24 protein-coding genes and 1 pseudogene are annotated in these 22,397 nt (G+C 41.5%); 15 read left to right on the top strand and 10 right to left on the bottom strand.

The window, feature by feature from the left end; genetic code table 11:
* Nucleotides 1-34: 34 nt before the first annotated feature.
* The 11 genes and pseudogenes from Q0O89_RS01925 to Q0O89_RS01875 all read left to right on the top strand — a co-directional run.
* A pseudogene (locus tag Q0O89_RS01925) lies at nt 35-373 on the top strand (DUF1016 N-terminal domain-containing protein); the annotation flags it as partial.
* Nucleotides 374-384: 11 nt separating this feature from the next.
* Entirely contained in the window at nt 385-975 is a 591-nt protein-coding gene (locus tag Q0O89_RS01920) for a hypothetical protein (protein WP_293730101.1), read from the top strand.
* 2 nt (nt 976-977) lie between these two features.
* The gene (gene hisH / locus Q0O89_RS01915) at nt 978-1,571 is read left to right on the top strand and encodes an imidazole glycerol phosphate synthase subunit HisH (RefSeq protein WP_293730100.1); all 594 of its coding nucleotides are present in this window, start codon (nt 978-980) and stop codon (nt 1,569-1,571) included.
* Complete coding sequence (locus Q0O89_RS01910) at nt 1,571-2,236, top strand: MOSC domain-containing protein (protein ID WP_293730099.1); 666 nt, start codon at nt 1,571-1,573, stop codon at nt 2,234-2,236. The genes hisH and Q0O89_RS01910 overlap by 1 nt, the downstream gene beginning before the upstream one ends.
* Nucleotides 2,237-2,291: 55 nt before the next feature.
* Entirely contained in the window at nt 2,292-2,747 is a 456-nt protein-coding gene (gene tnpA, locus Q0O89_RS01905; protein WP_062924251.1) for an IS200/IS605 family transposase, read from the top strand.
* Between the two features lie 244 nt (nt 2,748-2,991).
* The gene (hisA, locus tag Q0O89_RS01900) at nt 2,992-3,741 is read left to right on the top strand and encodes a 1-(5-phosphoribosyl)-5-[(5-phosphoribosylamino)methylideneamino]imidazole-4-carboxamide isomerase (protein ID WP_293730098.1); all 750 of its coding nucleotides are present in this window, start codon (nt 2,992-2,994) and stop codon (nt 3,739-3,741) included.
* Nucleotides 3,723-4,499, top strand: a complete 777-nt coding sequence (gene hisF, locus Q0O89_RS01895; RefSeq protein WP_293730097.1) for an imidazole glycerol phosphate synthase subunit HisF — start codon at nt 3,723-3,725, stop codon at nt 4,497-4,499. Before hisA ends, hisF begins: the two co-directional genes overlap by 19 nt.
* 4 nt (nt 4,500-4,503) lie before the next feature.
* Complete coding sequence (locus Q0O89_RS01890; protein ID WP_293730096.1) at nt 4,504-5,118, top strand: DUF2726 domain-containing protein; 615 nt, start codon at nt 4,504-4,506, stop codon at nt 5,116-5,118.
* A gap of 67 nt (nt 5,119-5,185) precedes the next feature.
* Nucleotides 5,186-5,827, top strand: a complete 642-nt coding sequence (gene hisIE / locus Q0O89_RS01885) for a bifunctional phosphoribosyl-AMP cyclohydrolase/phosphoribosyl-ATP diphosphatase HisIE (RefSeq protein WP_293730095.1) — start codon at nt 5,186-5,188, stop codon at nt 5,825-5,827.
* A 132-nt stretch (nt 5,828-5,959) separates the two neighbouring features.
* Nucleotides 5,960-6,586, top strand: a complete 627-nt coding sequence (gene upp, locus Q0O89_RS01880) for a uracil phosphoribosyltransferase (RefSeq protein ID WP_135709185.1) — start codon at nt 5,960-5,962, stop codon at nt 6,584-6,586.
* Nucleotides 6,587-6,902: 316 nt separating this feature from the next.
* Nucleotides 6,903-8,132: an NCS2 family protein gene (locus tag Q0O89_RS01875; RefSeq protein WP_293730094.1), complete on the top strand. Its 1,230-nt coding sequence runs from the start codon at nt 6,903-6,905 to the stop codon at nt 8,130-8,132.
* 161 nt (nt 8,133-8,293) lie between these two features.
* Here the strand turns inward: Q0O89_RS01875 and treC are convergent, their stop codons facing one another.
* The 5 genes from treC to cysS form a co-directional block, all read right to left on the bottom strand.
* On the bottom strand, nt 8,294-9,922 hold the full coding sequence (gene treC, locus Q0O89_RS01870) for an alpha,alpha-phosphotrehalase (protein WP_293730093.1): 1,629 nt from the start codon (nt 9,920-9,922) through the stop codon (nt 8,294-8,296).
* Nucleotides 9,923-10,016: 94 nt separating this feature from the next.
* Nucleotides 10,017-11,441 carry a PTS trehalose transporter subunit IIBC gene (gene treB, locus Q0O89_RS01865; RefSeq protein ID WP_293730092.1) on the bottom strand — a complete coding sequence of 475 codons (1,425 nt, stop codon included), beginning with the start codon at nt 11,439-11,441 and terminating at the stop codon, nt 10,017-10,019.
* A gap of 126 nt (nt 11,442-11,567) precedes the next feature.
* Nucleotides 11,568-12,506: a LacI family DNA-binding transcriptional regulator gene (locus Q0O89_RS01860; RefSeq protein ID WP_293730091.1), complete on the bottom strand. Its 939-nt coding sequence runs from the start codon at nt 12,504-12,506 to the stop codon at nt 11,568-11,570.
* 15 nt (nt 12,507-12,521) lie between these two features.
* Nucleotides 12,522-13,346 (bottom strand): class II glutamine amidotransferase, encoded by an 825-nt coding sequence (locus Q0O89_RS01855; protein WP_293730090.1) that lies wholly within the window; start codon nt 13,344-13,346, stop codon nt 12,522-12,524.
* 155 nt (nt 13,347-13,501) lie between these two features.
* The gene (cysS, locus tag Q0O89_RS01850) at nt 13,502-14,878 is read right to left on the bottom strand and encodes a cysteine--tRNA ligase (RefSeq protein ID WP_293730089.1); all 1,377 of its coding nucleotides are present in this window, start codon (nt 14,876-14,878) and stop codon (nt 13,502-13,504) included.
* Nucleotides 14,879-14,985: 107 nt separating this feature from the next.
* Here cysS and Q0O89_RS01845 point away from each other — a divergent pair, with 107 nt between their 5' ends.
* From Q0O89_RS01845 to Q0O89_RS01835, 3 genes are read left to right on the top strand one after another with little or no spacing between them, the layout of a single operon-like run.
* Entirely contained in the window at nt 14,986-15,495 is a 510-nt protein-coding gene (locus Q0O89_RS01845) for a peptidylprolyl isomerase (RefSeq protein ID WP_293730088.1), read from the top strand.
* A gap of 42 nt (nt 15,496-15,537) precedes the next feature.
* A complete protein-coding gene (gene xseA / locus Q0O89_RS01840) occupies nt 15,538-16,869 on the top strand; it encodes an exodeoxyribonuclease VII large subunit (protein WP_293730087.1) in 1,332 nt (443 codons plus the stop codon).
* Between the two features lies 1 nt (nt 16,870).
* Nucleotides 16,871-17,554 (top strand): trimeric intracellular cation channel family protein, encoded by a 684-nt coding sequence (locus Q0O89_RS01835; RefSeq protein ID WP_293730086.1) that lies wholly within the window; start codon nt 16,871-16,873, stop codon nt 17,552-17,554.
* A gap of 164 nt (nt 17,555-17,718) precedes the next feature.
* Here the strand turns inward: Q0O89_RS01835 and rapZ are convergent, their stop codons facing one another.
* Genes rapZ through lptC form a run of 5 tightly spaced genes read right to left on the bottom strand, consistent with a single transcriptional unit; the run spans nt 17,719 to nt 20,931 of the window.
* Entirely contained in the window at nt 17,719-18,579 is an 861-nt protein-coding gene (rapZ, locus tag Q0O89_RS01830) for an RNase adapter RapZ (protein ID WP_293730085.1), read from the bottom strand.
* 3 nt (nt 18,580-18,582) lie between these two features.
* A complete protein-coding gene (gene ptsN, locus Q0O89_RS01825; RefSeq protein ID WP_293730084.1) occupies nt 18,583-19,083 on the bottom strand; it encodes a PTS IIA-like nitrogen regulatory protein PtsN in 501 nt (166 codons plus the stop codon).
* A 3-nt stretch (nt 19,084-19,086) separates the two neighbouring features.
* Nucleotides 19,087-19,812 (bottom strand): LPS export ABC transporter ATP-binding protein, encoded by a 726-nt coding sequence (gene lptB, locus Q0O89_RS01820; protein ID WP_293730083.1) that lies wholly within the window; start codon nt 19,810-19,812, stop codon nt 19,087-19,089.
* An 11-nt stretch (nt 19,813-19,823) separates the two neighbouring features.
* On the bottom strand, nt 19,824-20,339 hold the full coding sequence (gene lptA, locus Q0O89_RS01815; RefSeq protein WP_293730082.1) for a lipopolysaccharide ABC transporter substrate-binding protein LptA: 516 nt from the start codon (nt 20,337-20,339) through the stop codon (nt 19,824-19,826).
* Entirely contained in the window at nt 20,323-20,931 is a 609-nt protein-coding gene (gene lptC, locus Q0O89_RS01810) for an LPS export ABC transporter periplasmic protein LptC (protein WP_293730143.1), read from the bottom strand. Before lptC ends, lptA begins: the two co-directional genes overlap by 17 nt.
* A 175-nt stretch (nt 20,932-21,106) precedes the next feature.
* Here lptC and Q0O89_RS01805 point away from each other — a divergent pair, with 175 nt between their 5' ends.
* Entirely contained in the window at nt 21,107-22,252 is a 1,146-nt protein-coding gene (locus Q0O89_RS01805; protein ID WP_293730081.1) for a glycerate kinase, read from the top strand.
* Nucleotides 22,253-22,397: the final 145 nt, after the last annotated feature.

The following is a 22,397-nucleotide window of genomic DNA, read 5'->3' as shown; positions in this document are numbered from 1 at the left end:
CGCCTGTAACAAGTAGAAATGATAAGGAAAAAACATGCTCACAGCCAATACTTTAACCACCGACATCAAACAAATCATCCTTCAATCCCGCGAAACGGCCATTCGCGCGGTGGATTTCCAACGGGTGCTGATGTATTGGCATATCGGCAAGCGGATTTTTGAAGAAGAACAGCAAGGGCAAGATCGGGCGGATTATGGCGCTTATTTGATCAAATCCCTTGCACAACAACTACAGCCCGAATTTGGCAGTGGTTTTTCTGCCCGTCAATTGGAACGTTATCGCCAATTTTATCGTGCGTTTCCAATTGCGTCCGCACTGCGGACGCAATATCGTATGTTATTACGCCTTGATGATGCGGATAAACGATTATTTTAGGAAGTTTTATGTTAGATATAGAAAGTTTAGTTAATGATTTCTTTAGTTATTTAAAATATAAAGAAGATATTGAAATTTATAATGAGTTTAGCTTTCAGCATGAACTTGGTATATTCTTAAGAGAACAGCTAAAATATAAAGACTATAAAATTCAATTTGAAAGAAATGTCAAAGATTTTGGTTATATACCAAAAGATAAAAATGAGAAAAAAGAAATAGATATAGTTATATTAAATAAATATGAAAATGATGAAAAATATGCAATAGAGCTAAAATTTGCAAATACAACTAATGGTCAATACCCTGAAAAGATGTTTAGTTTTATTAAAGATATACATTTTATGGAAACAGTCAAAGCGGAATGTAAAGGATTTGTTAGGAATTATTGTATTACAATTATTGAAGATGAAAATTTTTATAAGAAGAAGGGTAAGATTGATGGGGTTTATGCTTATTTTCGTAATGGAAAACAAATAACTGGAGATATAGAAAAACCGACAGGAAAAGAAAAATACTCTATATCATTAAAGGAAACTTACCAAATAATATGGCGGGATTTTGGTGAGAATAAGAAATTTTATATAGTTGAGATCTCATAATTATGACTAATTTAGTAATCATCGACACAGGCTGTGCAAACCTGTCTTCTGTAAAATTTGCATTCGACCGTTTGGGAATTCAAGCGGAAATTAGCCGTGATTTAGCGAAAATCAGATCGGCGGATAAATTGCTATTACCCGGCGTGGGCACAGCGATTGCGGCGATGAAAAATCTGCAGGGGCGTCAGCTGATTGAAACCATTCAAAACGCTACTCAACCGATGCTTGGTATCTGTTTGGGAATGCAGCTGATGACGGAGTTTTCCACCGAAGGTAATGTGGAAACCTTGCGCCTGATGAACGGTAAAACGGAGTTAATCCCGAATACAGGCTTGCCGTTGCCGCATATGGGTTGGAACCCTGTGCGTTATGCGGCGGATCATCCGTTGTTTGCCGATATTGAGCAAGACAGCCATTTCTATTTTGTGCATAGTTATGCGGTGCTGCCGAATGAGAATACCATTGCGACCTGTAACTACGGCGTGGATTTTTCGGCGGCGATTGCGAGCAAAAATTTTTATGGCGTGCAATTTCACCCTGAACGTTCGGGCAAAAACGGGGCGCAGTTATTGAAAAATTTTGTGGAGAATATTTAATGGCGGAAGTGTTAGCCTTAAAAATCGGTTTGGTGGAAAACGTTACTTTTGCGGACGGCACGACCTTAGAAAGTGCTATCCGCAAGCAGCCAGTGGATCAAATCACCGTTCACGAATTAGGCGCAGAAGGTAATGATGTGGGCTTGAAAGCCCACCACGGTGGCGTGGATAAAGCGTTGTTTTTTATGGCAGAAAAAACCTTTGAAAAATTGACCGCACTTATCGGCAAGGATTTCGATTGGAAAAACACAGCGATTTACGGCGAGAATTTTATCGTTTCCGAATTGGACGAAACCAACGTTTGTGTGGGCGACCATTATCAAATCGGCGATGTGATTGTAGAAGTCTCGCAACCACGCAAGCCTTGCGAGCGATTGTCGCTCAATTCCGAATGTGCGGAGACACAAAAAATCGTGCGAGAGCAAGGTTTAACAGGCTGGTATGTGCGTGTGATTCAAACCGGCATTTGCAAAAAAGGAGACAAAATCCATCGCTTGCAACGCCCGTATCCGGATTTGAATATTATGCACCTAAACCAACTTGCCGCACAAAAATCAACAGAGGCAATGCGCGCGGAGCTAGAAAAAGCTTTAGCTTGCGAAGTGCTGGCAGAGGCGTTTAAGCGGACGTTGAGAAATCAGTTGGGGCGATTAACCCAAAGGTAACAAGTTACCCTTGGTTATGTATAAGCTTACCCATTTGGGGTAATTGAGGAATATAATGAGTTATACACGTTTACTTTATCATATTGTTTTTCGGACAAAATATGGGGTTCACGCCATTAATGAACAATATGAAAATGAGCTTTATCGTTGTATTTGGAAATTTGTTCAAGATCATCAAAGCGTTTTATACCGTGTGAATGGAATGCCCGATCATATTCATTTATTTGTGGAAATTCATCAAACTATTCCTGTATCGGAATTTGTGCGGAAGTTAAAAAAGACAACGCATTTATTTTTAGAACAAAATAAATCATTATTTCCTGATTTTACTGAGTGGGCAGTGGGTTATTGTGCATTAACTTATTGCGAAAGAGATAAAGCAAAAATTATTAACTACATCAAAAATCAAAAAGAACACCATAAACATACGAGTTTTATGGACGAAGCAAAATTTCTACTGGCTGAAGCTGGTGTAGAAGTTGATGCAAACTTTATTGATAGAAATTTATAACAGCGACCCTAGTTGTATCTAGGTGCCATATCTACCCCAACGGGGTAGGATCATGCATAACCTAGGGTAGCTTGCTACCCTAGGACAAACAAGCAGCCCTAGGGGAAACGACATAGCAGTGCCTAGGACAAACAAGTAACCCTAGGGGAGATGATATAGCTGTGCCTAGGGTAATAAATTACCCTAGGTTAATCATAGACCTACCCCTTTGGGGTAGGAGCATATAGGATAGGAAACAAACACAATGAAAAAATCTATTATTATTCCCGCCCTTGATTTGATTGATGGGCAGGTGGTGCGGTTGCACCAAGGCGATTATGCCAAACAGACGACTTATAGTGACAATCCGATTGAGCAATTTGCCGGCTACCTTGCACAAGGGGCGGAGCAGTTGCATTTGGTGGATTTGACGGGGGCGAAAGATCCTGCCAAAAGACAGACCGCACTTATCGGTGAGATTATTGCGGCGACCAAATGTAAAATCCAAGTGGGCGGCGGTATTCGCTCGGAGCAAGATGTGGCGGATTTATTAGCAGTGGGGGCGAACCGTGTGGTGATTGGCTCAACAGCGGTCAAAGAACGTGAGATGGTCAAGAGCTGGTTTAACAAATACGGTGCAGAAAAATTCGTGTTAGCGTTGGACGTGAACATTGATGCAAGCGGTCGAAAAATCATTGCGATTAGCGGTTGGCAAGAGGCAAGCGGCGTGTCATTGGAAGAATTGATTGACGATTTCCAATCGGTCGGTTTGCAGCACGTTTTATGTACGGACATTTCCCGTGATGGCACATTGGCAGGGTCAAACGTGGATTTGTATAAAGAAATTTGTGCCAAATACCCTGATGTGAATTTCCAATCATCGGGCGGTATCGGTTCTCTTGCCGATATTCAAGCGTTAAAAGGCACAGGCGTGGCTGGCGTGATCGTGGGGCGTGCGTTGTTGGAAGGTAAATTTAATGTAGCGGAGGCAATCGAATGTTGGCAAAACGGATAATCCCTTGTTTAGACGTGCGTGACGGACAAGTAGTCAAAGGTGTGCAGTTCCGCAATCACGAAATTATCGGCGACATCGTACCGCTTGCCAAACGCTATGCGGAAGAAGGGGCGGACGAATTGGTGTTCTACGATATTACGGCTTCTTCAGACGGAAGAACGGTGGATAAAAGCTGGGTGGAGCGTGTGGCGGAAGTGATCGATATTCCGTTTTGCGTGGCGGGTGGCATTAAAACCATTGAGGATGCGGAGCAAATTTTTGCCTTTGGTGCGGATAAAATCTCTATAAATTCGCCCGCACTTGCCGATCCTGAACTGATTTCTCGCCTTGCGGATCGCTTTGGCGTGCAAGCCATTGTGGTGGGGATTGATAGCTGGTTTGAGAAAGAAACGGGCAAGTATTGGGTGAACCAATACACAGGCGATGAAAGCCGCACCCGTCAAACCAACTGGCAATTGCTTGATTGGGTTGCCGAAGTGCAAAAACGTGGCGCAGGCGAAATCGTGCTGAATATGATGAACCAAGACGGCGTACGCAACGGCTATGATTTAGTCCAACTGAAAAAAGTGCGTGAAGTCTGCCACGTACCGCTAATTGCCTCAGGCGGTGCAGGCGAAATGGTGCATTTTAGAGATGCTTTTGTGGAAGCGAATGTGGACGGCGCACTGGCGGCAAGTGTGTTTCATAAGCAGATTATCAATATTGGGGAGTTGAAGGCGTATCTTGGGAAAGAAAATGTTGAAATAAGAAGAGGTTAATAAAGTGAATAATTCTATTGTTATTATTTCATCAATTATTATTTTTATTTTAGTATTAATTTTTAATCCTAAAACTCACCGTACTAAGAGAATAACAAAATATAGACGAGAAGAGCCTGTTTTTTATTATCAAGAAGATAATAAAAGTTCTTTTCAAAATGAGCGCATAAAACAAATTTTAAATACCAATTTTAAATCTAGGCAATTAATGAATAAAGCTGAATATAAAGTTTTCTGTGCATTAGAGAAACTTTTGTTAGAAAAGCATAGAGAACAAAATTATCGGCTATTTGTTCAGGTAGGATTAGGAGGTCTGATTGATCCACCTAAAAAGTTAGATGATTGTACCAAAGAGGAAAAGGATGCTTTTTGGGCAATCAACCATTTACGCGCTGACTTTTTAATTATTGATAGATTTGGTAAGCCGGTTCTTGTCATTGAATATCAAGGCTCTGGTCATAGAGTGGAAAATTCTAGCGATCGAGATACTAGAAAACGTTATGCCTGTCAAAAAGTAGGTGTAGATTTAATTGAAGTATTTGAACACTCAAAAGAATTTGAATGTGAGAAAATTTCATTATTGCTTAATGCTCACTACGCTAAGATAGCAAATAAATAAAATTGGCGATTTAATTATTTATAACCTAGTACGGCTTGTCGTGCTAGGAAAAAACAAGGATTAAAGAATGATAAATACAATAGACTGGCAAAAAGTGGACGGTTTACTTCCCGTGATCGTCCAAAACGCCCAAACCTGTGAAGTTCTAATGCTTGGTTATATGAACCAAGAAGCATTAGCCAAAACATTAGCCGAGAAAAAAGTGACGTTTTTCTCTCGTACCAAACAACGTTTATGGACGAAAGGAGAAACTTCAGGCAATTTCTTAAACGTGGTGGATATGAGCCTGGATTGCGATAACGACACCTTGCTGATTTTAGCCGATCCGATTGGCGAAACCTGTCATACAGGGGCAGAAAGTTGTTTTCATCAGTTTGAAACGCAATCTGAAGGCGATTGGACGTGGTTTAGTAAATTAGAACGCACCCTTGCCGAGCGTAAAAACGCTGATCCTGAAAGCTCTTATACGGCAAAACTGTATGCGAAAGGCACGAAGAAAATTGCGCAGAAAGTCGGGGAAGAAGGGGTTGAAACGGCGCTGGCTGCGATGGCAAAAGATCGTGAAGAATTAGTTAGCGAAGCGGCAGATTTGGTTTATCACTTAACTGTATTGCTCCACAATGAAAATTTGGCATGGCAAGATGTGATTGAAAAACTCAAAGAACGTCATCAAGGGATTGGGCTACATCCTGAAGGGTCGAATAAATAGGATAAAGTGCGGTGAAAAAATAAGGATTTTTATAACCGCACTTTTTTTTATGATTTTGTGATCTCGCTCATTGAATGAAATACTGAATTTCATTACAATCAAACGATTTTTTTGAATGAAAGGGCAACAAGTATGAAATTGGTTGAAGTAAAACATCCGTTGGTGAAACATAAATTAGGTTTAATGCGTGCAGCAGATATTAGCACGAAGCATTTCCGTGAATTGGCAACCGAAGTGGGGAGCCTTTTAACTTATGAAGCCACGGCAGATTTAGAAGTGGAAAATGTGATTATTGATGGCTGGTGCGGTGATGTAGAAATCCAGCAAATCAAGGGTAAAAAAGTGACCGTTGTGCCTATTTTACGTGCGGGTTTAGGGATGATGGATGGGGTGTTAGAGCATATTCCAAGCGCGCGTATTAGCGTTGTGGGGATGTATCGTAATGAAGAAACCCTTGAGCCAGTGCCTTATTTCCAAAAATTAGCCAGTGATTTAGATGAGCGTTTAGCCATTGTCGTGGATCCCATGTTGGCAACAGGCGGTTCAATGATTGCGACCATTGATTTATTAAAACAACACGGCTGTAAACAAATCAAAGTGCTAGTGTTAGTGGCGGCACCTGAAGGTATTAAAGCCTTAGAAGCAGCACACCCGGACATTGAAGTTTATACTGCGTCAATTGATAGTCATTTAAATGAACATGGTTATATCATTCCTGGTTTAGGGGATGCCGGCGATAAGATTTTTGGTACAAAATAATTCTTTTTTAGACCGCACTTTAGGGTCTGTTTATCTTTCAATAAAAAGCTGCGTTGTCGCCTAAAAAAGCCATCGGCTAGGCGTAAAACGCAGTTAATAGCAGGACTATTGACAAGTTTTACAACAACGACGATGGCTTTTTTAGGCACAACCCGAAGGGGCGGGCTTCTTTTTTGCCCACTCTGTGTTAAAAAAACTTTGTTTAGAATGACTAAACGGCAGTTTTTTTGCCTTGATTGGGCAAAAAATAAGCTCCGCCGCTGCCTTTTATTGAAAGATAAACAGACCCTAGAGTGCGGTTATTTTTGGAGCAAATATGACAACTCAAATTGAACAACAAAGTAAAGCAAAACAAGCATTTGTGGGACTGCAAATGCTTTTCGTGGCATTTGGTGCGTTGGTACTTGTGCCGTTAATTACCGGATTAGATGCGAATACGGCACTGTTAACAGCCGGTGTGGGTACCTTGCTTTTCCAACTTTGTACCGGTAAACAAGTGCCTATTTTCTTGGCGTCTTCTTTTGCCTTTATCGCACCGATTCAATATGGTGTGCAGGCTTGGGGGATTGCGACCACAATGGGGGGCTTGGCTTGTACCGGGTTAGTTTATGTGGCATTAAGTACTCTCGTAAAATTACGAGGTGCGGCGATATTAGAACGTATTTTTCCCCCTGTCGTTGTGGGCCCTGTGATTATTATTATCGGTATGGGATTGGCACCTGTAGCGGTAGATATGGCAGTCGGTAAGGGCAGTGCTTATGCCTATAATGATGCGATTTTAGTCTCTTTGGTAACCTTGTTAACAACCTTGATCGTGGCGGTATTTTCAAAAGGGATGATGAAATTGATCCCGATTATGTTTGGGATCGCTGTCGGTTATATCCTTTGCTTATTCTTAGGGTTAATTAATTTCCAACCTGTGTTAGATGCCGCTTGGTTTAGCCTACCGAATTTAACGATGCCTGAGTTTAAATTAGAAGCGATTTTATATTTACTTCCAATTGCCATTGCGCCCGCAGTAGAGCATGTGGGGGGCATTATGGCAATTAGCTCTGTAACCGGAAAAGACTTTCTGAAAAAACCGGGTTTACATCGCACTTTATTAGGTGATGGTGTGGCAACCGCTGCGGCATCATTGGTCGGCGGCCCACCCAATACCACTTATGCAGAAGTAACTGGTGCGGTGATGTTAACGCGCAACTTTAATCCGAACATTATGACTTGGGCGGCTGTATGGGCGATTGCGATTTCATTCTGCGGTAAAGTAGGGGCATTCTTATCCACGATCCCAACCATTGTGATGGGCGGTATTATGATGTTGGTTTTTGGATCTATTGCTGTGGTAGGCATGAGTACATTAATTCGTGGCAAAGTGGATGTGACGGAAGCGCGTAATTTATGTATTATTTCTGTGGTGATGACCTTTGGTATTGGTGGAATGTTTGTTGATGTGGGCGGTATGTCCATTAAAGGTATCAGCTTATGTGCCATTGTAGCGATTATCTTAAACTTAGTTTTACCGCCAGCAGAAAATAAAGTGGAATAGTCGATTGAAATTAAAGGCGAAATGAACAGGTTTCGCCTTTTTTATTATCGCTAGAAGTCGCCTTGTTATAGGAAAAAAGGTGAGGATGCAAACAAAAGTGCGGTTAAAATCCAAGAAATTTTAACCGCACTTTGGTTTGTAAGCGATATATATCGGGTGTTTTATGCTTTTAACAAATACACCGCCTGATAAGGCGCCAACTCAATGCCATTTTCAACTTGGGCGAGATTTTGGTAATTGTTCAGCAAAATCTGACCGCTTGTTTCTAACCTAACCACTTGTTTTTCTGCACTTAAATTTGCTACCACCGTCAATTTTTCCGTTGCATTAGTGCGTTGATACGCCCAAACAGACGGATGTTGCGACAGTAAATCTTGGTAATCGCCATCGGTGAGCACCACTAAATTTTTGCGTAAGCCAATTAACGCTTGGTAGGTGTAAAACACAGAATTTTTGTCTGCAAGTGCTTGTTCTACGTTGATTTCATGGTAATTGCGCGACACATCAATCCACGGTGTGCCAGTTGAGAAACCGGCATTTTTCGAGCTATCCCACTGCACCGGTGTGCGTGAATTATCACGGGATTTTTGCGCGAGGATCTTGATAATCAGCTCTTCACTTACGCCCTTTTCTTTCAGCTCCGCATAGGCATTGAAGCTTTCTACATCACGATATTCTTCAATGGTGGCAAAATTCGGGTTGGTCATTCCGATTTCTTCCCCTTGATAAATATAAGGCGTGCCTTGCATTCCGTGTAGCAACATCGCTAACATTTTTGCCGAGGTGGTGCGCAGTTCGCCTTCATCGCCAAAACGGGAAACGATACGCGGTTGGTCGTGGTTGCACCAAAACAACGCATTCCACGCTTTGCCGTGCATACCCTGTTGCCAGTAGTTGAAGATCGATTTCAATTCCACATAATCAGGTTTTGCGTACGTCCATTTTTCGCCGTTCGGGTAATCCACTTTTAAATGATGGAAGTTGAAGGTCATCGACAATTCCGAACCGTTCAAATTGGCGTATTGTTGGCAATGTTCCAATTTAGTGGAGGACATTTCGCCTACGGTCATTAAGCCGTATGGTGTTAAAGCGTTTTGGTTAAGCATTTTTAAGTATTGATGAATTTTCGGGCCGTCCGTATAAAAACGGCGTCCGTCCCCTTCAAAATCGTCTTCGAATTGTTCAGGTTTAGAAATCAAATTCACCACGTCCAAACGCAAGCCGTCAATGCCTTTTTCCGCCCAGAATTTGCAAATATCAAATAATTCTGACCGCAGTTTTGGGTTTTCCCAGTTTAAATCCGCTTGTTCAGGGGCGAATAGGTGCAAATAGTATTTTTGTGCTTTGTCAGACCATTTCCACGCCGAACCGCCAAATTTAGATTTCCAGTTGGTCGGTTGCTCTTTCCAAATATAATAATCGTGATATTCGCTGTTTGGATCTTCGCCTTGTTTGAACCATTCGTGGAAGGTGGAGCTGTGGTTGAACACCATATCCATCACAATGCGGATATTGCGTTTATGTGCCTCGGCAATCAGTTGTTCAAAATCCGCCATCGTGCCGTAACTTGGGTCGATATTGCGGTAATCGGCAATGTCGTAGCCGTTGTCGATTTGTGGCGACACGTACATCGGCGTAATCCAAATGCCGTCAATGCCAAGGGTTTGTAAATAATCAAGGCGTTTGATAATCCCTTGAATATCGCCCGTGCCGTTTCCTGTCGTGTCTTGGAATGATTTTGGGTAGATTTGATAAATCACCCCGTTTTGCCACCAGTTTTTGTTGTTCATTTTTATTTTCCTACAGTAGGGACACTCTGCGTGTGTCCGAAAAATAAATCATCTGAAATAATATTAACGGACACACTCAGTGTGTCCCTACGGTTTATTCCACTTCGCCCTTCAACGCTTTGCGTTTGTACACCACCATTGTTAATGCAATCGGTACGATGATTGCTACTAACATTGCCACCGCAAAGGTTGCCCAGAATTGGTGTTGGATAGATAAAATACCCGGTAAACCACCCACGCCGATACTGCCGGCTAATACGCCGCTGAAACCGCAGATTAACGCTGCACAAGCAGAACCTATCATTGCACATAACATTGGGAAACGGTATTTTAAGTTGATCCCGTACATCGCCGGTTCGGTTACGCCGAGGTAGGCGGATAATGCCGCTGGCAATGCCACTTCGCGCACCGTCATTTTTTTCGTCATCATAAAGACCGCAACAACCGCTGATGCTTGAGCGATATTGGATAGCGCAATTAAAGGCCAAACCGGAGTGCCGCCCATACTTTGGATCATTTGCATATCAATGGCGAGCGAGGTTTGGTGAACACCTGTGACGACTAATGGTGCATATAAAAAACCGAACAATGCTGCCCCGATTGGTGCAAATTCGCCGGTCATCGCTGCTTTCACCACATAAGCCACGCCGTTACCGATTTCACGACCGATAGGACCGATAACCGTATGAGCAAGGAAAACTGCTAAGATGATCGAAATCACAGGAACAATGATTAAATTTAAGAAATCAGGCACGATTTTGTTCATAACTCGTTCGATGTACGAGAGCGTTAAACCTGCCATAATCGCTGGGATAACCTGCGCTTGATAGCCCACTTTTTCAACCGCAAACCAACCAAAATTCCAAGCCTCAGGTAATTGCGAACCTAAAGCGTAAGAGTTCATCAGCTGTGGTGAAACTAAGGTAATCCCTAGCACGATGCCTAAAATTGGCGAAGTCCCCATTTTGCGTGCAATCGACCAACAAATCCCCACAGGTAAGAAGTGGAAAATTGCCTCACCGATAATCCATAGGAACGAATGCATACTTGCCCAAAATGCACTGATTTCCACCAGTGTTTTTGTGCCGTCTTCAAACATTTTGATGTCGCCAATCACATTGCGGAAACCTAAAATCAAACCACCGCTGATCAAGGCAGGCAATAACGGAATAAAAATATCCGCCATATGAGAAATTAGGCTTTCATACCATTTTTGATTTTGACGCGCCGCAGCTTTCACTTGTTCTTTGTCCACACTCGCCAAGCCGGTTTTTTGCAACAAGATTTTGTAGTAATCGCCCACTTCTTGCCCAATTACCACTTGATATTGACCGCCGGTTGAAAAGTTCGCTTTAACCATTGGCAAACTTTCAATTGCTTTTGCATCTACTTTGCTTTCGTCATTTAACACAAAACGCAAGCGAGTAATACAATGTGTTACAGTCGCAATATTTTCACGACCACCGATATATTCCACAAGTTTGTCGATATTTTGTGGATCGATTTTTTGTTTAGCCATAAGAAAATCCTTTGCTGGATAAGAGAATTGAAATTGGTGCTGATTATAGATTGTTCTGAATTTAAATCAATGGGAACGTTCCCAATTTTGATTATTAAGCATGGATTTTGTGATCTAAGTCACATTTTAATACCAATTAAATGGAATTTTTTGTTGAACGACCGCACTTGAGCCATTTAATTGTTCAAGTAGCAAAGTTACAGCCTGTTGTCCTGCTTGCTCATAACCAAAATCAAGGCTAACTAATTGAGGAGCTAAGGCTTGTAGAATCGGGCTTTGCCCAATGCAAGCAAGAGGCAGATTTTGTTGATGTTCTTGCAAGTATTTTAATGCGCCCACCGCCAAACTATGCGTGGCACAAACCAAGGCTGAAAGAGGCAGTTGCATAAGCAAAGGCATTTGTTGGTAGCCACTTTCAATGCTGAGTTCAGCTTGTTGAAGATAAGGTGTTAACTGGTGAGTTTTGCAAAACTCAAGATACGCCGTTGTACGTTTTTTACCTGTGGTTTCATCTTGTTCATGAATACCAAGGTAGCCGATTTGTCGGTGTCCTTGTTGATAAAAATGGGTTAGCAAGGCTTTGATAGCATTTTCATCGTCATAATAGACCGCACTTTTTTGTTCATAGGCTTTTGCTACGGTGACAAGCGCACCTTGCCAATGGGCTAAATGTTGTGTTTGTAGCCCAGAAAAACCAAACAAAATGACACCATCTACTTGGCGTTGTTTGAAGAGAAGAAGTTCACGTTCCACTTGAGCAGGTTTAAATTGGCTTTCAACAATAATAGGCGTGATATTTTGTGCATATAATGCGTTCAATATGCGGCTCAGAGTTTGGGATTCTGCTGTTGAATTGAGACGCGTCACGATAATACCGACAACTTGTTCGCCGGAACCACGCATAGCGCGCGCGGTTTTGTTGGGTGCGAAATTTAATTCATCAATAATCGCTTGAATTTTAGCTCGGGTTTGCGGATTGACATTGGGGGCATTATTTAACACCCTTGAAACCGTGGATTTTCCTACACCGCAACGGGCAGCAATATCTTTTATGGTTAATTTCATCAAAGTGAACACTTCCTACTGTTTTGCACAACCCAATGTACCATCATTGCCTAATTCTTTTTTCACTCCTAAAACTTCACGAATTTTTTCGCCATCTTTAAAGAATACAAAGCCGCCATGTTCCATTTTCGTCCAAGTTTCATTTTGGGTGAGTGGAAAAGTGGTAATCAGTGAGACTTTATCCGCCTCTGTGGTGTAGTGGGTGAAATCAATCACACCGTCATCATCCACACGCTGTACTTTACCAAAGGGAGCTTGGCGGGTGATGTAGTGAAGATTGGTGGAACAATGGGCAATCATCCATTCGCCATTAGATAAAATGAAGTTAAATGTACCGTATTGAGCAAGTTGTTTGGTTAGCTCTTGTACTACCGCAAAGATTTCATCTTCTGTCGGTTTCTGGCAATAGCGTTTTTTGAGTTGATCTGCAATGTAGCAAAATGCAGCTTCAGAGTCTGTATCACCAATAGGGCGACAATAACAACCTGATAAATCAGGTAAGGCTTTTAAATTGCCATTATGGGCAAATACCCAATTTTCACCCCAAATTTCGCGAATAAAAGGGTGGGTATTGACAATGCTGACATCGCCTTGTGTCGCTTTACGAATATGCGCAATCACATTGAGTGACTTGATATTATATTGTTTTACACAATCCGCCACAGCAGAGACTGCAGCCGGTTTTTCATCGCGAAAAATTCGTACGCCTTTTCCTTCAAAAAATGCAATACCAAAACCGTCAGAGTGCGTATCAGTTAAACCTGCACGGCGGCGGAAGCCTTCAAATGAAAACACAATATCTGTTGGCACATTACAGTTCATGCCGAGTAATTGACACATAAATTGCCCCGAAAATAAACACCTAAATTTATTAATGATTTAACAACATAAGCGTGTTGATTTCAATATTCAAAATACAAATTTTTAGAACAAATGGTTATATCAAATAAAAAAGTGCGGTCACATTCACCGCACTTTTATGTGATGACTCGCAATTAAAGTTTACGCCAAGTCGTCCCACCGGCGCCATCTTCTAATACCACACCCATTTCTTTTAAGGCATCGCGTGCGGCATCTGCGGCAGCCCAGTCTTTAGCCGCGCGCGCATCATTGCGTTGTTTGATCAAGGCTTCGATTTTAGACACCTCATCATCCGCCGCATTACCTTGTAGGAAGGCTTCAGGATCTTGTTCTAATAAACCTAATACGCCTGCTAATTGTTTTAAACGGCTTGCAAGCAAGTTGGCTTTGCTTTGATCTTCCGTTTTTAATTTGTTGATTTCGCGCGCTAATTCGAATAATACCGCTAATGCGCCCGGTGTATTGAAATCATCGTCCATGGCGGTTTTGAAATCTGTCACATATTGATCATCTGCGCCAAGTTCGACTAACTCACAACCACGAAGTGCGGTGTATAAACGCTCTAAGGCTTTGCGTGCCAAGCCAATATTTTCTTCACTGTAATCTAACAGGCTACGATATTGTGCGGTTAAGAAGAAATAGCGTACGCTTTCTGCGTCATATTTGGTCAAAATATCTCGAATAGTGAAAAAGTTATTCAAGGATTTTGACATTTTTTCTTCGTTAATCGTCAACATTCCTGTGTGTAACCAATAGTTAACGTATTCGCCGTCATGGGCGCAGCAAGATTGCGCGATTTCGTTTTCATGGTGCGGGAACATTAAGTCTGAACCGCCGCCGTGGATATCGAAATGGTTGCCCAGTTCTTTGCTGTTCATTGCCGAACATTCAATGTGCCAACCCGGGCGACCTTTTCCCCAAGGACTGTCCCAACTCGGTTCATTAGGTTTTGACATTTTCCACAATACGAAATCCATTGGGTTTTTCTTCACCGATTTAATTTCAACGCGCGCGCCCGCTTGTAATTGTTCTAAATTTTGGCGTGAAAGTGCGCCGTATTTTTGGAAAGATTCCACATCAAACATCACATCGCCATCTTCCGCCACATAAGCGTGTTTTCGTGCGATAAGGCTTTCTACCATTGCGATAATTTCGCCAATATGTTGGGTAGCACGCGGTTCTACATCAGGACGTTGAATATTTAACGCATCAAAATCTTTGTGCATTTCCGCAATCATGCGGTTGACTAATTCATCGCAAGTTTCGTTATTTTCCAATGCACGTTTAATGATTTTGTCATCTACATCGGTGATATTGCGCACATAACGCAAGTTGTAGCCAAGATAGCGTAAGTAACGAGTAATCACATCAAAGGACACAAAGGTGCGTCCGTGACCGAAATGGCATAAATCATAAACGGTCACGCCACAGACATACATACCCACTTGATTTGGGTTAATAGGTTTAAATTCTTCTTTTTCGCGAGTTAGGGTGTTGAAAATTTTTAACATAATTATTCCGTTAAAATTCTGTGAAATCTGACCGCACTTTATAGCACTAATTCGGTTTTTATGGAATAATGCAAGCCGAAATTTACTCTCAAAAGAAAGGAAAAATAATGATTACATTACATACCAGTTTAGGCGATATTAAAATCGCGTTGAACCACGAAAAAGCACCGGTAACGGCAAAAAACTTTGAAGATTACTGTAAATCAGGTTTTTATAATAACACAATTTTCCACCGTGTAATTGATGGATTTATGATTCAAGGTGGCGGTATGGAAGCGGGTTTACGCGAAAAAGCTACTCAGGCCCCGATCCAAAATGAAGCAAACAATGGTTTAAGCAATAAACGCGGCACCATTGCTATGGCGCGTACCTCTGATCCACATTCAGCCACCGCGCAATTCTTCATCAACGTAGCAGATAATAATTTCTTAGATCATCGTTCAAAAGAAATGTTTGGTAAAACCGTGGTGCAAGAATGGGGTTATGCGGTATTCGGCGAAGTCGTTGAAGGCATGGATGTAGTGGATAAAATCAAAGGCGTGAAAACAGGCAATAAAGGCTTCCACCAAGATGTGCCTGTGGAAGATGTTGTGATTACATCAGTCACAGTCGAATAAGGTTTCAGGCGAGCTTGGCTCGCCTTTTTTTTTGAGAAATTTATGGATAACACCAATATTTATTCTGTTTCTCAATTAAACCATGATGCAAAAATGTTGCTAGAAGGGCAGCTAGGACAAGTGTGGTTAACGGGGGAAATTTCTAATTTTAGCCAACCTGTTTCAGGGCATTGGTATTTGACTCTGAAAGACGAAAATGCACAAGTGCGAGCCGCGATGTTTCGTATGAAAAACGTGCGTGTGAGTTTTCGTCCGCAAAATGGCATGCAAGTCTTGGTGCGTGCGGCAGTGAGTTTGTATGAGCCTCGTGGAGATTATCAAATTATTATTGATGCGATGCATCCTGCAGGCGAAGGGTTATTGCAACAACGGTTTGAGCAGCTAAAAATGAAATTAGCTGCAGAAGGGCTTTTTGCGCAAAATCTTAAGAAAAATTTACCGCACTTTTGTAAAACGGTTGGCATTGTGACGTCTCCAACCGGTGCGGCATTGCAAGATATTTTGCATATCTTGAAACGCCGAGATCCAAGTTTGCGCGTGATTATTTACCCAACGGCGGTACAGGGCAACGAGGCGACAGCGGAAATTGCACACATGATCGCGTTGGCAAATGTGCGTCAGGAAGTGGATGTATTGATTGTAGGACGAGGCGGTGGTTCCTTAGAAGATTTATGGTGTTTCAACGAAGAACAGGTTGCACGCGCAATTTTTAATTCCCATATTCCGATTATTAGTGCAGTGGGACATGAAACTGATGTCACCATTGCAGATTTTGTGGCAGATGTACGTGCGCCAACACCTTCTGCTGCGGCAGAATTAGTGAGCCGTAACCAAGAGGAGTTGTTGCAGCAATTAACCCATAAAATGCAACATTTAGATATGGCGATAGATCGTTATTTAGGGGGGAAATATCAAGCCTTACAACAGCTTGAGCGTCGGTTACAACGTCAGCATCCACAAATGCAATTACAGGCACAAAGCCAAAAAACTGCACAATTAAAGCAACGTTTACAGAATGCAATGCAACGCCTAATGGATAAACATCATTATCAATTAACCGCACTTTCTGCACGTTTAGCAAATAATCCATTGCCTCATCAAGTACAAAAGCAAGGGCAATATGTGTCACAACTTCAAGTGCGGTTAGATTTTGCTTTAAAAAACAGTTTGAATAAAAGGCAGCATCAGTTGGCTAATTTATGTGCTAAATTAGATGGGTTAAGTCCATTAAAAGTCTTATCCCGAGGCTATTCCATTGCAGAAAATGAGCAAGGTAAAGCGTTAACGAGTGTGTCACAAATTCAGACAAATGCAAAATTGAAAACACGATTTGCGGATGGGATTGTTATTAGTCAGATCATTGAGATTCATTAGTATGTTATTAGAAGTGCTTTTTTATATCGGTTTGGTCGTGGAAGCGATGACCGGGGCATTATCAGCCGGTCGAGAGAAGATGGATATTTTCGGTGTGATCGTCATTGCTTTTATGCCGGCGCTTGGTGGCGGTGTGATGCGTGATATTGTATTAGGCAATTATCCGCTCAGTTTTGTGGCGAACCCACATTGGGTGGTCATCGTTGCTATTGTTGCTGTGCTAACAGTTTTGATTGCACCGTTAATTACACATTTTAACCGCTCATTTCGCACAAGTTTTCTTGTCTTAGATGGATTCGGATTAATTTTGTTTTCCATTTTAGGTACCCAAATTGCTTTAGACATGGGGCATGGGCTTATTATTTCGAGTATTGCGGCAATTCTAACCGGTGCATTTGGCGGCGTTTTGCGTGATATTTTGTGTAATCGTATCCCATTGATTTTTCAGAAAGAACTTTATGCGGTTATCGCTTTTTTGACAGCGTGCCTTTATATCGGTTTGCTGAAAGTTGGGGTGTCACTAAATATAGCGATTTTTGTGACATTAATTATTGGTTTTATTATCCGCTTGTTGGCTATTTACTTTAGTTGGGGCTTTCCGGTATTTGATTATCAGGAACAGGAAATTCCTGCGAAAGAAATGCTACCTAGATTTACATATCGACGAAAATATAAAGAAAAGTGAACGATACGAATAGTGAGTTTTTCTTGGAAGATCTGTTGAATATGAATGACGAAAGCTGAAATGGCGGTTGGTGAGTTTGTCGAACCATAAGCCATTCCAGCCTGATTGCACAAGACCGGCATTTCGATAAACTCAACGAACGTCTTGTACAACTGTTATTGTATTTAATTAGATTTCTTATGTTTTTCCAATGACTTATGTTGAATTTTAACATTCTTACCTTTTGCTTGGAAATATTCACCCAGTTGTTGAGCAATATACACAGAGCGGTGTTTTCCACCTGTGCAACCGATCGCAATGGTCAAATAGCTACGGTTATTTTGTTCTAACATGGGCAGCCAGGTTTCAATGTAATTTCTTGTTTTATAAATAAAATTTCCTACATCTTCGTGTTTGGATAGGAAATCGATCACCGGCTGTTCTAAACCGGTCATCGGACGTAATGCAGGGTTCCAGTGAGGATTAGGCAAGAAACGTACATCAAAAACATAGTCTGCATCAAGAGGTAAACCGTATTTAAATCCGAAGGATTCTACGATAATTTTGAGTTCTTTATCGGACTGACCTCGTAAGAATTCACGTAAACGTTCGGCTAATTCATGGGTCGAAAGCACACCTGTATCTATGATTAAATTGGCGTGTTGAACCAATGGTTCAAGTTGGTCGCGCTCTGCATCAATAGCGGCTTCAAGGGATAAATCTTTCACAGATAAGGGATGTAAACGGCGTGAATCGCTATAGCGGCGAATAAGTGTGCTTCGATCCGTATCTAAGAAAATGATCTTAATTTGATGTTGGGTGCTCACTTGATTTAAAACGCCATTGAGGGTTTCTGTTGAATGGGGGAGGTTACGAATATCTAAGCTAATTGCTGCGGCATTATGTGTTTGGGATAGAATATCAGCGAGCTGCGGTAATAAATCGATAGGAAGATTATCTACACAATAATACCCAATATCTTCTAAGGCGCGTAATGCTACGGATTTTCCTGCGCCTGAGCGTCCACTAATAATAATGAGTTCCATAACTTAATCCTGTTCAATGGGAAGTTCAATTTGTTCGCCATAATGCTGATCAGCAAATTCAAAAATTTGCCAAATTTCATCCGCACTTTGTGCTGCACGCAATTGTTTACATAAACTTTTTTCTGTCAGACGTTGCGATAATTCTTCCAGTATTGCAATGTATTGACCGCAACAATCTTCAGGAATGAGCACCGCTAAGATCAAATCCACATCACGTTTATCTGCTGCATCATAATCAAGGGGTTCGCTTAATTGTAAAAAAATTGCGATAGGTTGGTTGCCGGCAGGTAATTTGGCTCTAGGCATTGCTACGCCATTTCCCAGTCCTGTACAGCCTAATTTTTCACGGTTAAATAAGCCAGAAAAGCACAGAGAATTTGAAAACTCCCCTTGTATAATCTGTTTCTCAGCAAGGCGACTAATGGCTTCAAACATTGTTTTTTTGCTCGAGTAAACCATACCTTGACGAATATTTTCAGGGGTTAAGAGCGTGGTAAATTTCATAACTTACAGTTTAAATTCATCCCCAAGATAAACTTGTTTAACATGTTCATCATTCATCACTTCATCAGGTGTACCTGTCGCAATCATTTTTCCTGCGCTAACAATATAAGCGCGTTCGCACACATCTAAGGTTTCGCGAACGTTATGGTCGGTGATTAATACTCCTAAACCGCGGTCACGCAAGTCTTTAATGATTTTTTTTATATCAATCACGGAAATCGGGTCAACACCAGCAAACGGTTCATCTAATAAAATAAATTTAGGATTTGCGGCTAAGGCACGTGCAATTTCCACGCGGCGGCGTTCCCCCCCTGATAAAGCTTGTCCCATGCTATTGCGAATATGTCCTATATTAAATTCTTCGATTAATTCTTCAGCACGATCATGGCGTTGTTCAGGTGTCAGATCTTTACGAATTTCCAATACCGCCATAAGATTATCGTAAACACTTAAATGACGGAAAATGGAGGCTTCTTGCGGTAAATAACCCACGCCTTTTTGCGCACGATTATGCATTGGCAATAAGCTAATATCTTCATCATCGATACGAATTGTGCCTTGATCGTGACGCACCAGTCCAACAACCATATAGAAAGAAGTCGTTTTACCTGCTCCATTGGGGCCAAGTAAGCCGACAATTTCATTTGATCGTACGGTAAAGCTTACATCCGATACCACTTGACGTGTTTTATAGCTTTTCGCTAAGTGTTCTGCATAAAGCACTGACATATTAGATAATCCTATTTTTTCTTTTTGTCATTAAGTTGGTTTGGAACTAGCACGGTTTTGACGCGAGAATTGGCTAGGCTAGAAGCATTAAGTTGTTGTTTTTTCACATCATAGGTAATGACATCGCCATTAATATTACTGTCTAACTGTTTTAATTCCGCGTTTCCCGTTAAAGTGAGAAACTCTTTTCCAAGATCGTAGTGCACTTTGCTTGCTTTACCATCAACAGGTTTCCCATCATCCAAAAGTTGATGGAATGTCACGGGGTTACCAAAGGCTTCAACGGTTTCTTTTTGTTTAGACCCCTCTGGTGGGCGCGTAATGATCACTTTATTGGCTTTAATCAAAATCGACCCCTGCGTAATGACCACATTATCTAAAAATGTCACCACATTGTTTTCCATATCTAAAGATTGATTATCGGAAACAATATTGATAGGTTGATTAGTATCCTCTTTTAATGCCGCGGCTGAAAGCGAAACTAGCATTAATGTTGTTGCAAGTAAAATGCTATTTTTGGATTTCATAATGGGTTTTTACCTGTTCTTTTAATGTGGCAATTTGTTGTTTTAAGTTACCTGTTAATTTTAGACCTGTGCTGGTGAGATTTTGTCCATTAATCGTCACCATTTTATCGGATGTAATGTCTTGCGTGGTTAAATTTATCACGGCACTTTCCGTTTCAATACGCTGTAATTTTGAGGTTTCAAGCAAACTTTGAGCGATAACATGACCTTCTAAATTCAACATATTGTCTTTAGTCAATGTGGCTTTATCAGCCGTTAGTTTCCAACTTTCAACTTGATTTTTATCCGCGCTTTGTGTGCTATCTTGAACCTTATCTTTACTAATCGGCATATCCAACACATAGACAACAGGTTGAGTAAAATCCGTGTGACCATCAAGAGTAAAATGCTCCACTTTATCGGACAACGCAATATATTGCTTTTCCCCACTAGGCGAGAATACAACCGTCTCCATTTTTTGCCCAATATATTCAGGATGTTCAGGCGGTTTAATTAAATGGGTTAATTTTTCATTATCTTGATTTAGCGAATAAAACCAAGCGAGTAGCCCTAAGGTAATGACAGCTAAAACAAGATTCCAACGAATATTCATCATGACAACGAGTCTATAAACTAAAATGAGTGGCAGATCATAGCATATTTTCAGGAAATGGTCTGTATCATAGGGAAATAAATTCGCTGGATGTGATTTTTGTGATAAAAATCACTTTATATTTCATAAATCTATGAAATAATAACAAAAATTCAATCATAATTGGGATGTAGAAATGAAAATTGTCATCGCTCCGGATTCTTTTAAAGAAAGTTTAACCGCATTAGAAGTGGCTAACGCAATCGAAACAGGCTTTAAAGTTATTTACCCTAATGCCGAATATGTCAAAGTTCCTATGGCGGATGGTGGGGAAGGTTCAGTCCAATCCTTGATTGACGCAACAGAAGGGAGATTGATCGAAGTACCGGTCACAGCCCCCTTAGGTAATCAAACAACAGGATTTTTAGGGATTTCAGGGGATAAGCAAACCGCTTTTATCGAAATGGCAGCTGCTTCAGGCTTACATTTAGTTCCCCCGGCGCAGCGCAATCCGCTCAAAACCACTAGTTATGGTACAGGTGAACTCATTAAAAAAGCCTTAGATCTTGGTGTGAAAAAAATTCTACTCGGCATTGGGGGGAGTGCAACCAATGATGGCGGAGTAGGAATGCTACAAGCCTTAGGGCTTTCTTTTAAAGATAATCAAGGACAAGAAATTGGTTGGGGCGGTGGAGCCTTAGCAGATATTGCACAGATCTCAACAGAAAACCTCGATCCACGTTTGAATCAGATTATTATTGAAGTGGCTTGCGATGTGAATAATCCACTTTGTGGTGAGACTGGTGCCTCCGCGATTTTTGGCCCACAAAAAGGCGCAACGCCAACTATGGTCACCGAATTAGACAATGGACTTGCTCATTTTGCCCACAAAGTTGAACAACAACTCGGCATTGCTATTGCGGACAAACCGGGGGCAGGGGCGGCTGGTGGTATGGGCGGTGGTCTGTTATTGCTTCCTAATACTCAACTGAAAGCAGGCGTACAAATTATTATTGAGGCGACAAAATTATCTGAGCATATTAAAGATGCTGACCTAGTGATCACAGGTGAAGGTCGAATGGATGCACAAAGCATTGCTGGCAAAACCCCTGTCGGCGTTGCACGCACAGCAAAACAATTTAATAAACCTGTTATTGCTATTGTGGGCTGCTTACGAGAGGATTATCAAGTAGTTTATCAATACGGCATTGATGCCGTCTTCCCGATTATCCGCAACCTTGGTACGCTTGAAGCCACGCTAGCAAAAGGAAAAGAGAACCTCATCTCAAGTGCGACTAATATCGCAAGATTATTGCGCTTGAAGTTGAAAGGCGAGTCGTAAATAACGCCTCAAAGTGCGGTGAATTTTACCGCACTTTTACGTTGGGCTGATATTATGCAGCAGTTACACAAGACGGTCGTTGAGCTTGTCGAAACGTAAGTCTTGTGTGCAACGCTGAAATGCCTTATGGTTCGACGAGCTCACT

This window comes from uncultured Actinobacillus sp., assembly GCF_945915845.1.
Lineage (GTDB): Bacteria > Pseudomonadota > Gammaproteobacteria > Enterobacterales > Pasteurellaceae > Exercitatus.
This window is presented reverse-complemented; position numbering and strand designations above follow the sequence as displayed.